Genomic DNA, 13,828 nt, shown 5'->3' with positions numbered 1-13,828 from the left:
ATGTGCCCACCTCAGCTGTAGAACCGGTAGCCCTCGATAACTTCCTGCCCCAACTTATTGTTGAGAGCGATGAAATTATCGAGAAACTCGTGAAGGCCCAAATCCATGATCTGAGCAATGTTGGTGGAGTTTAATGATGCGCGAATGTCATCTGCCGTTTTATGGGCCGGGAGCCGCTCACCATATTCCTTGGCAATATAGCCAAGATTGCTGACAATCTTCTCATAGGAATAGGCCAGCGATCGTGGCATTTGCCCGTTCAAAATCAGAAAATCAGCAATATTCGAGGCCAAATACTCGCCATCATAGACCCAGCGGTAGGAGCGATGGGCCGAGACGGAGCGCAGGATGGATTCCCACTGGATATTGTCGAGCGACGAACCCACTTGCGTGACGGCTGGCAAAAGCACGTAATATTTCACATCCAGAATACGGCTGGTGTTATCGGCCCGCTCCATAAATGTGCCAATGCGCGCAAAATTATAGATCTCATTGCGCAACATCGAACCATGGAAGGCACCACGGATCAGCCCTGCACTGCGCTTGACCGTATCAATGGTTTCCGGCAGATCCGCAGATTTCAGCCTGCGGGCCAGCAATTGCTTCATGGTTATCCAGCACTCATTGGTGGCTTCCCAAGTTTCGCGCGTCAGGGCTGTGCGCACCATGCGGGCATTGTTGCGGGCCGAATCCACACAAGACATGACGCTGGACGGATTGGCCTGATCCCTCAACAGAAAGTCAATCGCATCCGCCGAGGTGACTTTGTCATATTTCTCAAGAAAAATATCCAGCACATCGGCGCTTTGCAAAACGCCATTCCAATCCTCATCGGTGGCACCGGAGCGGGTGAGCGACACCCGCAGACCCGCATCCACCAGCCGCGCAATATTTTCAGCGCGCTCAATATAACGGAACATCCAGTAGAGCCCGTTTGCAGTTCTTCCGAGCATAACCATCAGTCCTCCAGTACCCAAGTGTCCTTGGTGCCGCCGCCCTGGCTGGAATTGACCACCAGCGATCCTTGCTTCAACGCCACACGGGTCAGGCCACCGGGAATGATTTGCACCTTGTCTGACACCAGCACATAGGGACGCAAATCCACATGCCGGGGTGCTATGCCCTTGTTGACCAAAATCGGCACTGTGGAGAGCGACAGCGTAGGCTGAGCGATGTAATTGCTGGGTCGGGCTTTCAGCTTTTCAGCAAAAATGGCGCGCTCTTTTTTGGACGCGGTTGGGCCAACCAACATGCCATAACCGCCAGAGCCATGCACTTCCTTGACCACCAGCTCTTCCAGATGCTCCAGCACATATTTCAGGCTATTGGCTTCGGAACAGCGCCAGGTGGGCACGTTTTCCAAAATCGCCTTGCGGCCAGTGTAAAACTCGACAATTTCCGGCATGTAGGAATAAATCGCCTTGTCATCGGAAATTCCGGTGCCGGGCGCATTGGCAATGGTGATATTGCCAGCGCGATACACATCCATAATCCCCGGAATGCCAAGGCAGCTATCCGGGCGGAAAGTCATCGGATCGAGATAATCATCATCCACGCGGCGATAGAGCACATCAATGGCCTCATAGCCACGGGTGGTGCGCATTTTCACCTTGCCGTCAATGACGCGCAAATCCGAGCCTTCCACCAGCTCCACGCCCATCATGTCGGCCAAAAACGAATGTTCATAATAGGCCGAATTGTAGATGCCGGGGGTCAACACCGCCACACGCGGCTTGCCCTTGCAGCCCGGAGGGGCCAGCGATGCCAGCGATTGGCGCAAAAGATAGGGGTAATCTTCAACGCGCTGCACCTTGTTGGCCTGAAACAGCTCAGGAAACATCTGCATCATGGTTTCGCGGTTTTCCAGCATATAGCTGACACCGGATGGCGTGCGGGCGTTGTCCTCCAGCACGTAAAACTCACCCTCGCCGGTGCGCACAATATCGGTGCCGACAATATGGGTGTAAACGCCACCGGGCGGGCGAAAGCCGATCATCTCCGGCAGGAAGGCCACATTATTTTCAATCAGTTCGCGCGGGATGCGACCTGCCTTGATAATTTCCTGCTTGTGATAAATGTCATCCAGAAAAGCATTCAGCGCCAAAACCCGCTGCTCGATGCCCTGCGCCAGCTTGCGCCACTCCTTCGCCGAGATGATGCGCGGAATGAGGTCGAAAGGGATCAGCTTTTCAGACGAATCCTCGTGACCATAAACGGCAAATGTAATGCCGGTTCTTCTGAAAATTGTTTCTGCATCGCGTGATTTGGCAATCAGATGCTTGGGATCCTGACTGGAATACCACTCGAAGAACTTGTCATACGGCCCGCGCGGACTGCCGTCCGCCTTGATCATTTCATCAAATGCCAATGGCGCTATCCCCCTTTTTTTATACATATGAATACAACCTCTCCAGCAATGCAAGAAGCGTGCACAATTTGCCCAGAATATTTTGGATTGACCCAAATTGGCAAAGAAAGCCTGAAAACTAAGCGTTTTTGGCAGTGCATGGGCGGCTTGCTGAAACAGCGCGTTTCATCATTGCTGAAAATATTAGCAAATGCATAAAATCATGCATCGAATTTCCAAGGCAACGACATTCTGTCACCTTTTTCTGATGCGGGATATGGGGCGGGATTATGCTTATGCAACGACTCATGTCATAAAATGGACATGAAAACAGGCGCGAACACGCCCTCGCCAGAAACGCTCAAAAAAAAGTGTCTTGGCGTACCCGGCAAAGCAATGCACCATAGCAGGTATTTCATGGAGTATTTTTGCGAATGGTATTAAAATTTGAGAGCAGCATGAAACTCACACGCAGAAGCGTATTGGCGGGAATGGCTGCGGCCTGCGCAGCCCCCTCCATGGCACGGGCCTTTGATATTCCGGCAGAGCCGCGCCTTTTAAGCCATGACTACATGAAAGCGCGCGAGCATTTTAGCACTCACCTGCTCCAAAAAGGCCCTGCCCCCGATAAATACGAGCCGCTTGAAACACCCGCTGATGCGGAGCGGGTGTTTTATCGATCCGGTCGCGGCGGACAGCTTTCGCTGACGGCCTGGGTTTCAAAATACAAGCGCGAGAAAAAACTCAAGCCTGCGGTGCTGTTTCTTCACGGTGGCAACGCCATGGGCATTGGCCAGTGGCAACCACTTAAAGCCTATGTTGATGCAGGTTATGTGGTGATGATGCCATCATTGCGTGGAGAAAATGGCCAGATGGGTATTTTTTCCGGCTTTTATGATGAGGTGAGCGATGTGCTGGCCGCCGCCGAGCGCCTCGCCCATTTGCCCGGTGTCGATCGCAAGCGGGTGTTTTTGGCTGGCCACAGCGTGGGCGGTGCCCTTGCCATGCTGGCATCCATGAGCACCCATCGCTTTCGCGCCAGCGTGCCGATTTCCGGCAATCCCAATGCGTTCCGCTTTTTCAATCGCTATCCCGACGATATTCGCTTTGACGACAGCAATCCGCATGAATTTGAGGTGCGCAGCGCCGTTTGCTACGCCCATAGCTTCAAATGCCCGACGCTTTTGCTGCATGCCTCAGAAGAAACCCATTTTGATGACGGCCAGGAGCTTTTGATCAAACGGGCACAAGCGGCCAAGGTGTCCATTAAATCAGATGTGATCCTGGGCAATCATACCACCCAGATTCCCGGTGCTATTGATGCCAGCATGCAGTTTTTCCGAAGCGTTGCGGCTTAAAGCCATCGTCTGAAACGCGCTTTTTATAAAGGCCCGGCCGGTTCAAAAATCGGCTGGGCTTTTGGCGTTTTAACGGCTCTTGCTAAAATATTGTCTCTTTTGACAGGAACATTTTGCCCGCTCATGGCTTGTAGGACAAGCCAGAGACTGTGGAAACGCGGCCTTCTCAAACGTTACGCCTGAAATGCCGACCCCACTTCCCGAACGACGCTTTGACAAACGAGTGCCGATAGCCATGTACGTTTGATAAAACCTACAGCGCTCTAGCGGTCGATGATGATTGCACCTTGCCGACACTCTTCAGGAGCCGCGCTTCATGACTTTTTCTTTCTCTCCTCTTGCGTTTATGAAACCAGAGCTCGGTGCCGAATTTACCGGCGAAGGCACACATTTTGCGGTATTCTCCGCTCACGCCGAAAAGATAGAGCTTTGTCTTTTTTCCGAGGATGGACAAAACGAGATTGCCAGGCTGGCTCTGCCCCACAGAGAAGGCGATATCTGGTCGGGCTATATTGAGGGTCTGCGCCCCGGCACCATCTATGGCTACCGCGCCCACGGGGCCTATCGCCCGGAAGAAGGATTGCGGTTCAACCCCAACAAGCTGTTGCTCGATCCTTATGCCAAACAGCTCCATGGCGATCTGATCTGGGATGACGCGCTTTATGGCTATACCGTTGGCGATGACAACGGCGATCTCTCGTTCGATGAGCGCGACAGCGCTCCCTTTATGATGAAAAGCGTGGTGCAGGATCCGGCGTTTGACTGGGACGGTGATGAAGCCATTCGGCGGCCATGGACGGACACCATTATTTATGAAGCACATGTGCGCGGCATGACCATGCTGCACCCCGATGTGCCAGAGCATTTGCGCGGCACCTTTATGGGCATGTGCGCCGATCCGATCCTTGATCACCTGACCAAGCTTGGCATCACCGCCATTGAGCTTTTGCCCATACAAAGCTTTGTCGATGACCGCTATCTGGTGGAAAAAGGCCTGCGCAATTATTGGGGCTATCAGCCCATTGGCTTTTTCGCGCCGCAGCCGCGGTTCATGTCATCAAAGCATATCACCGAGTTCAAAACCATGGTGCGACGCTTCCACGCAGCCGGCATCGAAGTGATCATGGATGTGGTCTATAACCACACTGCCGAAGGCTCGGAACTCGGCCCCACGCTGAGCTATCGCGGCCTTGATAACCTTTCCTATTATCGCGCATCGCCTGAAAATCCGCGCCATACCTTTGACACCACCGGCACCGGCAACACCTTGAATGCATCGCACCCGATGGTGTTGCGCATGGTGCTGGACAGTCTGCGCTATTGGGTTGGCACCATGCATATCGATGGCTTCCGCTTTGATCTGGCCAGCACGCTGGGTCGCGAAAATCCGGATTTTGATCGAGAAGGCACGTTTTTCAATGCCATCCGGCAGGATCCGATCCTGTCCGGTGTCAAGCTGATTGCCGAACCTTGGGACATCGGCTCCGGCGGCTATCAGGTGGGCGGCTTCCCACCGCCGTTTCGCGAGTGGAACGATAAGTATCGCGACACCACGCGTTGTTTCTGGAAGCAGGATGGCGGACAGGCGGCGGATATGGCGGCCCGCTTTGCTGGCTCATCGGTGCAATTTAACCACTCGGGTCGGACCGCCTCCTCGTCAGTCAATCTGCTGAGCGCCCACGACGGCTTTACGCTGCAAGATGTTGTATCTTATAATGAAAAGCACAATGAGGCCAATGGCGAGGACAATCGCGACGGCCATTCCAACAATCACGCCTATAATCTCGGCGCTGAAGGCCCCACCGATGATGAGGCAATCAATGCGCGACGGTTCCTGCGCGTTAAAAACATGATTGCCACCTTGGTGTTCAGCCAGGGCGTGCCGATGCTGCTGGGCGGCGATGAGCTGGGCAATAGCCAAAACGGCAATAACAATGCCTATTGCCAGGACAATGAGATCAGCTGGATCAACTGGGAACAGGTAAACTCCGGGCTGATCGACTTTACCCGGCAGGTTATGGCCCTGCGAAAGGCCCATCCGGCACTGCGGCAAGAGCAGTTTTTAACCGGCGAAGATATTGTTGAAAACATCCCCGACATCGCTTGGTTCAGACAGGACGGCCAACCGCTGGAGGATGGAGACTGGCATGATGGCGAGCGCAGGCTGTTTGGCTGCTATCTCTCCAATATCCGCGATGTCGCCCAGTTTGATGTCGAGGAAGACAAGGTGTTTTGCGTCTTGAACGCCGGTGGCGATGACACCATCACCCTACCCCAGATTTCCGGCGTCACGCGCTGGGAGCGGATTTTTGACACCAGCAATCGCAATGACGACGGGCAGGACAATCAGTTTTCAATCAGCGAAACCAGCATGGCCCTGTTTGTGCCGCATCAAGAACCAACGGAATAGGTTTGACCCTGTGCCGGATTGCCACATCCCGTTTTCAAGCGTTGATTGAACGCGCCAAAACGGCGATATGGTAAGAAGAACATGAGGGCAGGATGTGAGCGACGAACAGACCATTACACTTTATGAAGCGATTGGCGGCGATGCGACGGTCAAGGCGCTGTGCCAACGCTTTTATCAATTGATGGACACGCTTCCCGAAGCCGCCCGTTGCCGCGCCATTCACCCCGCCAATTTGACCGAAAGCGAAGAGAAGTTTTACGATTACATCACCGGCTATCTGGGCGGCCCGCCAATCTATATTGAAAAGCGCGGCCATCCCATGCTGCGCCGCAGGCATTTTGTCGCCGAGATTGGCCCGCAGGAACGCGATGAATGGCTGCTGTGCTTTCGTCGTGCCATGGATGAAACCATAGCCCATGAAAAGCTGCGCGAGATCATCTGGGCACCGATTGAAAAACTGGCCCATCATATGCAAAACAAGGAGGAATAACATGCAGCTTGCAGGCTTTCGTCCTTTATTGCTGATATTCTCCGGGCTGTTTGGCGCAAGCGGCGTGGGGCTTGCGGCAGCCGCCGCCCATGTCAGTGGAGCCAGCAATCTTCTGGCCCCCGCCTCCAGCATTGCGCTGGCCCATGCCCCTGCCGTGCTAGTGCTTTATCTTGCCCATGACAAGGTGAAAACCGCGACCCTATCCGGCCTCGTCATTGCTCTTGGCACATTGTTGTTTTGCGCGGATCTGGTGATCAAACACTTCACCGGCAACAGCCTGTTTCCCATGGCCGCCCCCACCGGAGGCGTGGCAATGATGATCGGCTGGTTGCTGTTGGCACTGGGTGCTGCCTTCAAACGAAGCTAATAACGGACACCTGGCTCAGCCTTTGCGCCGGTCTGCATTGCGCAACCATTGTGGACGTGGGAATTCGATCACCACGGCGCTGTCCCAATGCTGGCGAAGCCCCTTGGCCAAATGCTCGGAGCGCGACATCTGCCGCTCGTTCAAACCCGGCAACCGGATGATCTCAGCCGTCGTCTCTGCACGCCATTTCTCATCCTCTATTCTTTCATAGAGTGCTGTTGCCAGGCCATCACACGGCTGATCCGTCAACTTGTGAAGCTCGATCATCGAACTCCTGTCATAACCATCGCTCATGCCCTGCCCTTCCTTCATGCACTATCGGATCTGTCGTTCAACGTCTGCAAGGCCCGCTCCAAACTGGATTTCGAACCATTGCGCAGCGGAATGAACGTTTTGCCAAACTTCTTGCAGCCCGTTTTTACCCGCAGACAGGCATCGTGGCTGATACAGTCGATGGGGCAAAACACGCAGTCGACAGAGGGAAGAACGGTATCAATGCGCGACACAGCTTCACGCAAACCACCATCATGATGGATCAGTTCCGCGCCAAAATTGGTGGCAATCTGGCGCAAATGGGCAACCTGGCAATCACGCCCGCCAACATAGAGAAAGCTTTTGATGTCCGATTGATTGCCCTTTTCATCCACAGGGGCCGCCATCACCGGGCGCTTGTCCGCTTTCTTCTTTTTGACCATGCCATGCTTTGCCATTCTATCGTCTCCGGGTGGTGTGGGAGGCGCTTCAGCCATCCTGATGTCGATGCACATTACAAAACATGATAAAAATAGTAAAGTATATAGGTGATTATTTTTGTCATGTTTTAATGGAGATATCACCACCCTGAAAAATCCGGGGAAATTGGCAACGCTCTCAAGAAAATACCTGATATTCAGATACTTAACGCAATCGCAGCATCGCTTGAAAATTTATTTTTACCGTTTGATAAAATTTTGAACCTGCGTTACCATTTTTCCAATCGCTTCGAACAAAAATAGAGGGAACTGCGATGCGAAGACTGGAACCAGGCCTGAAGGCCGGGCGGCTTGATGCTGCCGATTATGCAAAAAACTTTTCTGATCTGCACCCGCGCTTAAACGATCATGAAGCGCTGGTGGCCTCAGACCGCTGCTATTTCTGCTATGATGCGCCGTGCATGACGGCCTGTCCCACCGCCATCGATATTCCGATGTTCATTCGGCAAATATCGACCGGCAATGCAACAGGATCGGCCAAGACCATTTTCGACCAGAATATTCTGGGCGGCATGTGTGCCCGCGTCTGTCCCACCGAAACCCTGTGCGAACAGGCCTGCGTGCGCAACACCGCCGAAGAGCGCCCGGTGGAAATTGGCCGCTTGCAGCGCTATGCCACTGATCTCGCCATTGAGCAGGGTCGGCAGTTTTACACGCCAGCTGCTGAAACCAACAAACGCATTGCTGTGGTGGGGGCTGGTCCCGCAGGCCTGGCCTGCGCCCATCGGCTGGCCATGCACGGCCATTTCGTGACGATTTTTGATACCCGCGACAAGGCTGGCGGCCTGAACGAATATGGCATTGCCGCCTACAAGACCACCAATGATTTTGCGCAAAGTGAGGTGGATTACATCCTCTCCATTGGCAATATCGATGTGCTGCATGGCCAGATGCTGGGCCGCGATTTTACGCTGTCCGAGCTTCAGGAAAAATTCGATGCAGTCTTCCTCGGCACCGGGCTTGGTAATGTCAACACGCTCAACATTCCCGGTGCGCAGACCAATGGCATTATGGATGCTGTCGAATTTATCGCCAATTTGCGCGAGGCCAACAACAAGGCCGATGTGCCGGTGGGCCGCGACGTGGTTGTCATCGGTGGCGGCATGACCGCCATTGATGCGGGCGTTCAGGCCAAGCTTTTGGGGGCAGAGAATGTCACCATCTGCTATCGCCGTGGCCAGGAACATATGAATGCCTCTCAGTTTGAGCAGGATCTGGCAGCCTCCAAGGGCGTTCACATTCGCCATTGGCTTCAGCCCAAAGACGTGGCGCATCACCATGGCCACGTCTCAAGCATCAGTTTTGAGTACACTCACCTCGAAAACGGTCTGATGAAAGGCACCGGCCACACCACAGAGATCAAGGCCGATCAGATTCTGGTGGCCATCGGCCAAAAACTCGATCCACAAGGCCAGGACAGCCTGAAACTGCAAGGCGGCAAGATCGCCGTCGATGCAGAAGGTCGCACCTCCATTCCCGGTGTCTGGGCCGGTGGTGACTGCGCCTTTGGCGGACAAGACCTCACGGTGTCTGCCGTTGCCATGGGCCGCGATGCGGCCGAAAGCATCAACCTGTCTCTCGCAGCCGCTGCTGCGGGCACAACTGCTGTGGCTTGAGGGAGAGTGTATCATGGCTGATCTTCGCAATAATTTCGTTGGCATCAAATCGCCCAACCCCTTCTGGCTGGCCTCTGCGCCGCCAACCGACAAGGCCTATAACGTCGAGCGCGCCTTCAAGGCGGGCTGGGGCGGCGTGGTGTGGAAAACCCTGGGCTCGGAAGGCCCGCCGGTGGTCAATGTCAATGGCCCACGCTACGGGGCCATCTGGGGGGCAGATCGCCGCCTGCTGGGCCTCAACAATATCGAACTGATCACCGACCGCCCGCTTCAAATCAATTTACAGGAAATGAAGCAGGTCAAGATGAACTGGCCGGACCGCGCCTTGATTGCATCCATCATGGTGCCCTGTGAAGAAGACGAGTGGAAGGCCATTCTGCCGCTGGTGGAAGAAACCGGAGCCGATGGCATTGAGTTGAACTTCGGCTGTCCGCACGGCATGTCTGAACGCGGCATGGGGGCTGCCGTTGGTCAGGTGCCGGAATATATTGCCATGGTCGTGCGCTGGTGCAAGCAATATACCCGCATGCCGGTGATTACCAAGCTGACCCCGAACATCACTGACATCCGCAAGCCCGCCCGCGCCGCCAAGGAGGCCGGAACCGATGCGGTATCACTGATCAACACCATCAATTCGATTGTCTCGGTCGATCTGGATAATTTCGCGCCCATGCCAACCGTTGGCGGCAAGGGCAGCCACGGCGGCTATTGCGGCCCGGCGGTCAAGCCGATTGCGCTCAACATGGTGGCGGAAATTGCCCGTGATCCGCAAACCTATGGCCTGCCGATTTCCGGCATTGGTGGCGTGACCACCTGGCGCGATGCGGCAGAGTTTCTTGCCCTCGGCGCTGGCAATGTGCAGGTCTGCACCGCCGCCATGACCTATGGCTTCAAGATTGTTGAAGAGATGATTTCCGGCCTTTCTGACTGGATGGATTCCAAGGGGCATGCGACGCTGGATGATATCTGTGGTCGGGCCGTGCCAAACGTCACCGATTGGCAATATCTCAACCTCAATTATGTTGCCAAGGCCCATATCGATCAGGACGCCTGCATCAAGTGTGGACGCTGCCACATCGCCTGTGAGGACACATCCCATCAGGCCATCACCAACCTTGTCGATGGCATTCGCAAGTTCGAGGTGATGGAAGACGAGTGCGTTGGCTGCAACCTCTGCGTCAACGTCTGTCCGGTCGAAAACTGCATCACCATGGTCGGGCTGGAGCCCGGCACCATGGACCAGCGCACCGGCAAGCCGGTAAACCCGGATTATGCCAACTGGACCACCCATGCCAACAATCCCATGGCAGTTCAGGCTGCAGAATAACATCTACATTTTCTAAAATATCAGAGCGGGACGCCTTTTCAGGGGCGTCCCGCCGCCGTATGATGATGGCCACACAAACCTACTTGTGCAAACCTGCTTAATAAACCTGCTCGTGCATACATTTTTAAGTAAGCATGCGGCATGACGCTGTCGCGTCTCCTGCCAAGGCTCTCAAATGCGGCAAGCGACGACATGGTATTTTCGCTTATTCTACACACAGTAAGCTTTTCATTTTTAACGGATATCTAATTTAAAAATATCACAGTACCACAAATGCAACAGACTGCCCTCATCTGGCGAATTAATAGCGACTGCAATCATTTGTCCTTAACTTATTCAGAGTTTATAAAGGCTTTCATGGCCTGAATTGCCCGTTATTGCAGGGTCATTCTTTAAATGAATAAAGCGCACGCATGACAGACGCACAGCACAGACCCGATATATTGGAAAGAATAAGCCGGTACGCCACATTTTATTGGCCAACCCTTATTGTCAGCATTGCTGTGTTTGTCGCGGTTTATATATTTGATTCCCAAGCGCAGAAATCTCACGTTGAAGATCGCAGAGCAGCCGTGGCCGACAAGCTCGGCCCCATTCGCGCCCAGCTGGAAGGCAATATCAAATCCGATATCAAGCTTCTGCAAGGTCTGGCCGCCGTAATGGAGACGGAGCCGAACATCAATCAGACACGCTTTGCCGAAATTGGCAGGCGGCTGTTTTCGCGCCCGATGCGCCTCACGGATGTCAGTATTGTTGATGGCACGACAACGACATTTATTTACCCCTACCTGCCCAACCAACCCGCAGTAGGGCAGCTCTTTTCCTCCGATCCAGAGGATATAAAGGCCGCAAGCTCCGCAGAAAAAAACAACACCTTTGTGGTGGCCCGCCCCCATATATCGACGCTCAACAAACGCAGCATGAAGATCTTTTATCCCTTCAATTATGGAGAGGGTCTTGCGGGTGCGGACCATATGCCTCAAGAAGAGACCAATACCCGCAGGCTGCTGGTGGGCACCGTCGAAGTGGACAGGCTCTTTCGGGAAAGCGGTTTGACGGACCCGTCGCTTGATCTCAATATTGCCTTATACGACAATATCGACCGAAAAGGCGCACCGATTTTTGACAATGGCCCGTTAACGCAAACAGCGTTGCTGACCTTGACCGTCAATATCGGCGCCCAGAGCTGGATTTTGGCGGCCAGCCCGAAAAATCTGTCAAACGAAGCGGCGGCAGATGCATCAACACGCCGGATCATGATGTTCTTTCTGGCATTCATGATTCTCGCCCCGATCTTGTGGGTGGCGAAACTGCTGGAAGAACGCCAAACCAATATCGCCGAGTTGAACGAGCAAAAACGCGAGTTGCGCAGCGTTTCCCAACGCTTGCAACTGGCGCTGGATGCGTCGCAAATTGGCGTTTGGGAGCTGGATATCGCCTCAGGACGCCTCCATTGGGATGCGCGCATGCGCCAGCTCTATGCCATGGACCCGGATATTTCTGAGACAGATATTGAGGCGTGGAAAAACCGGATTCACCCGGAAGATCGCGAGGCAACAACCAAGCGCTTCGACAATGCCATTCGCACCAATACCGATTACTCCACCCAATTTCGGATCACAACGGAGACCGGCGAGGTCCGACATTTGCGGGCATTTGGCGCAGTGTACCGCGATGCGCATTTTCGCAAGAAGATTGTCGGCGTCAACTGGAGCATTACCGCAGATGTGAAAATGCAAGAAGATCTGCAAAAGGCAAAAACTGCGCTGGAGTTGCAAAATCATGCCTTGGAAGATGCCCGCCTTGCCATGGAGCATAGCTCTTTGCATGACCCGCTGACGGGTCTTGCCAACCGCCGCTATCTCGATAAGCATCTGGCCAAGATACAGCCAGCACATGCCGCCAACGGGATGGCAGCGGTGTTGCATATCGATCTGGACCGCTTCAAGGACATCAATGACACCTTGGGGCACGCCGCTGGCGACACCATGCTGCGCCATGTGGCCAACCAGATCAACGCGCTGACCAACCAAAATGATTTCGCCGCCCGCATTGGCGGTGATGAATTTGTGGTGGTCTGCCAAAGCCCAAAGGGCATGGCGGAGGAGCAGGCCAAGGCCATGGGCGAAGCGCTGATCACAGCCATCAACCAACCAATCCCGTGGGAAGGGCAGGAATGTCGCGTGGGCGCAAGCGTTGGCATCGCCCTTATTCCGCCAAGTCTCGACAGCATGGAACTGGCGCTGATCAACGCTGACATCGCCCTCTATGAAGCCAAGCGCCGCGGCAAGAACCGGCTAGAGTTTTTCTCCGACACCTTGAAGGAAGCAACATTCGCCACCAAGCGCACGGCAGATGCCATTCTTCGCTCTCTCGAAAACGACGAATTCATTCCCTATTTCCAGCCGCAATTTGACGCCCACACCCTACAAATCATCGGGGTGGAAGCGCTGGCCCGCTGGCAACATCCCGAGCAGGGCTTGCTCTCGCCTGCCGCATTCCTCACGGTTGCCGAAAGCCTCAATGTGGTGGCCGAGATTGACAAGGCCATTTTGAAGCAAACCATCAAGGCAGCCAAACGATGGGAAGAGAACAATCTCGACGCGCTGCATGTTTCAGTCAACATCTCCGCCCAGCGTCTGTTTGACGACGGGCTGATGGAACGGCTGGCACGCATGCCTTTGCCCGCCGGTGGGCTTTCGTTTGAGCTGCTGGAATCCATTGCCTTCGACGACAAGGATGAAGCCGCATCGACCGCCATCGACCAGATCAAGGCGCTTGGCATTGAGATCGAGATCGACGACTTCGGCACCGGCTATTCATCCATTCTCAGCCTTTTGAAATTGTCGCCGCGCCGCCTCAAGATCGACCGTCAGTTGACCTTGCCGATTTTGGAGAGCAAACCGCAGCGCCGATTGATTGGCTCCATCGTCGACATTGGCAAATCGCTGGGCATCGACATCATCGCCGAGGGCGTGGAAACCATGCAGCACGCCGAAATTCTGCGCGATCTGGGCTGCCATATCCTGCAAGGCTATGCTCTGGCCAAACCCATGAGCGGCGACGACCTTTTTGCCCTGCTGACCGAGGCCAATGCGACCAGAAAAGTCAGCGCCATTGGTTGAGCCTACAGCGCCTCTCACCATATATGGCGCACAAAG

Annotated in this window: 11 protein-coding genes; 7 read left to right on the top strand and 4 right to left on the bottom strand. The window is 54.4% G+C overall.

Going from position 1 to position 13,828, the window contains the following annotated elements:
- Window positions 1-11 precede the first annotated feature (11 nt).
- Window positions 12-953 (bottom strand): alpha-E domain-containing protein, encoded by a 942-nt coding sequence (locus BJF95_RS12450; protein ID WP_075640316.1) that lies wholly within the window; start codon window positions 951-953, stop codon window positions 12-14.
- Between the two features lie 5 nt (window positions 954-958).
- Entirely contained in the window at window positions 959-2,368 is a 1,410-nt protein-coding gene (locus BJF95_RS12445) for a circularly permuted type 2 ATP-grasp protein (protein ID WP_075640315.1), read from the bottom strand.
- A 413-nt stretch (window positions 2,369-2,781) separates the two neighbouring features.
- On the opposite strand from BJF95_RS12445, the gene BJF95_RS12440 reads away from it, so the two are divergent.
- From BJF95_RS12440 to BJF95_RS12425, 4 genes are all read left to right on the top strand, one after another.
- Complete coding sequence (locus tag BJF95_RS12440) at window positions 2,782-3,705, top strand: alpha/beta hydrolase family protein (RefSeq protein ID WP_075639771.1); 924 nt, start codon at window positions 2,782-2,784, stop codon at window positions 3,703-3,705.
- Window positions 3,706-4,021: 316 nt separating this feature from the next.
- On the top strand, window positions 4,022-6,115 hold the full coding sequence (gene glgX / locus BJF95_RS12435) for a glycogen debranching protein GlgX (RefSeq protein ID WP_075639770.1): 2,094 nt from the start codon (window positions 4,022-4,024) through the stop codon (window positions 6,113-6,115).
- Between the two features lie 94 nt (window positions 6,116-6,209).
- Window positions 6,210-6,605: a globin domain-containing protein gene (locus tag BJF95_RS12430; protein WP_075639769.1), complete on the top strand. Its 396-nt coding sequence runs from the start codon at window positions 6,210-6,212 to the stop codon at window positions 6,603-6,605.
- A gap of 1 nt (window position 6,606) precedes the next feature.
- Window positions 6,607-6,972, top strand: a complete 366-nt coding sequence (locus BJF95_RS12425) for a DUF423 domain-containing protein (RefSeq protein WP_075639768.1) — start codon at window positions 6,607-6,609, stop codon at window positions 6,970-6,972.
- A gap of 15 nt (window positions 6,973-6,987) precedes the next feature.
- Here the strand turns inward: BJF95_RS12425 and BJF95_RS12420 are convergent, their stop codons facing one another.
- Window positions 6,988-7,266 carry a hypothetical protein gene (locus tag BJF95_RS12420; RefSeq protein ID WP_139317481.1) on the bottom strand — a complete coding sequence of 93 codons (279 nt, stop codon included), beginning with the start codon at window positions 7,264-7,266 and terminating at the stop codon, window positions 6,988-6,990.
- Window positions 7,267-7,280: 14 nt separating this feature from the next.
- Window positions 7,281-7,682, bottom strand: a complete 402-nt coding sequence (locus BJF95_RS12415) for a DUF2325 domain-containing protein (protein ID WP_075639766.1) — start codon at window positions 7,680-7,682, stop codon at window positions 7,281-7,283.
- 296 nt (window positions 7,683-7,978) lie between these two features.
- On the opposite strand from BJF95_RS12415, the gene BJF95_RS12410 reads away from it, so the two are divergent.
- The 3 genes from BJF95_RS12410 to BJF95_RS12400 all read left to right on the top strand — a co-directional run bounded on the left by BJF95_RS12410 (window position 7,979) and on the right by BJF95_RS12400 (window position 13,792).
- Window positions 7,979-9,340, top strand: a complete 1,362-nt coding sequence (locus tag BJF95_RS12410; RefSeq protein ID WP_075639765.1) for an NAD(P)-dependent oxidoreductase — start codon at window positions 7,979-7,981, stop codon at window positions 9,338-9,340.
- Between the two features lie 13 nt (window positions 9,341-9,353).
- The gene (gene preA / locus BJF95_RS12405) at window positions 9,354-10,667 is read left to right on the top strand and encodes an NAD-dependent dihydropyrimidine dehydrogenase subunit PreA (protein WP_075639764.1); all 1,314 of its coding nucleotides are present in this window, start codon (window positions 9,354-9,356) and stop codon (window positions 10,665-10,667) included.
- Window positions 10,668-11,239: 572 nt separating this feature from the next.
- Window positions 11,240-13,792 (top strand): bifunctional diguanylate cyclase/phosphodiesterase, encoded by a 2,553-nt coding sequence (locus BJF95_RS12400; protein WP_175577251.1) that lies wholly within the window; start codon window positions 11,240-11,242, stop codon window positions 13,790-13,792.
- Window positions 13,793-13,828 lie beyond the last annotated feature (36 nt).

Origin of the sequence: Rhizobium oryziradicis (assembly GCF_001939045.1) — a bacterium.
In the GTDB taxonomy this organism is placed as follows: Bacteria; Pseudomonadota; Alphaproteobacteria; order Rhizobiales; family Rhizobiaceae; genus Allorhizobium; species Allorhizobium oryziradicis.
The sequence above is the reverse complement of the archived record's forward strand: the minus strand, read 5'-3'. Positions and strand labels throughout refer to the sequence as shown.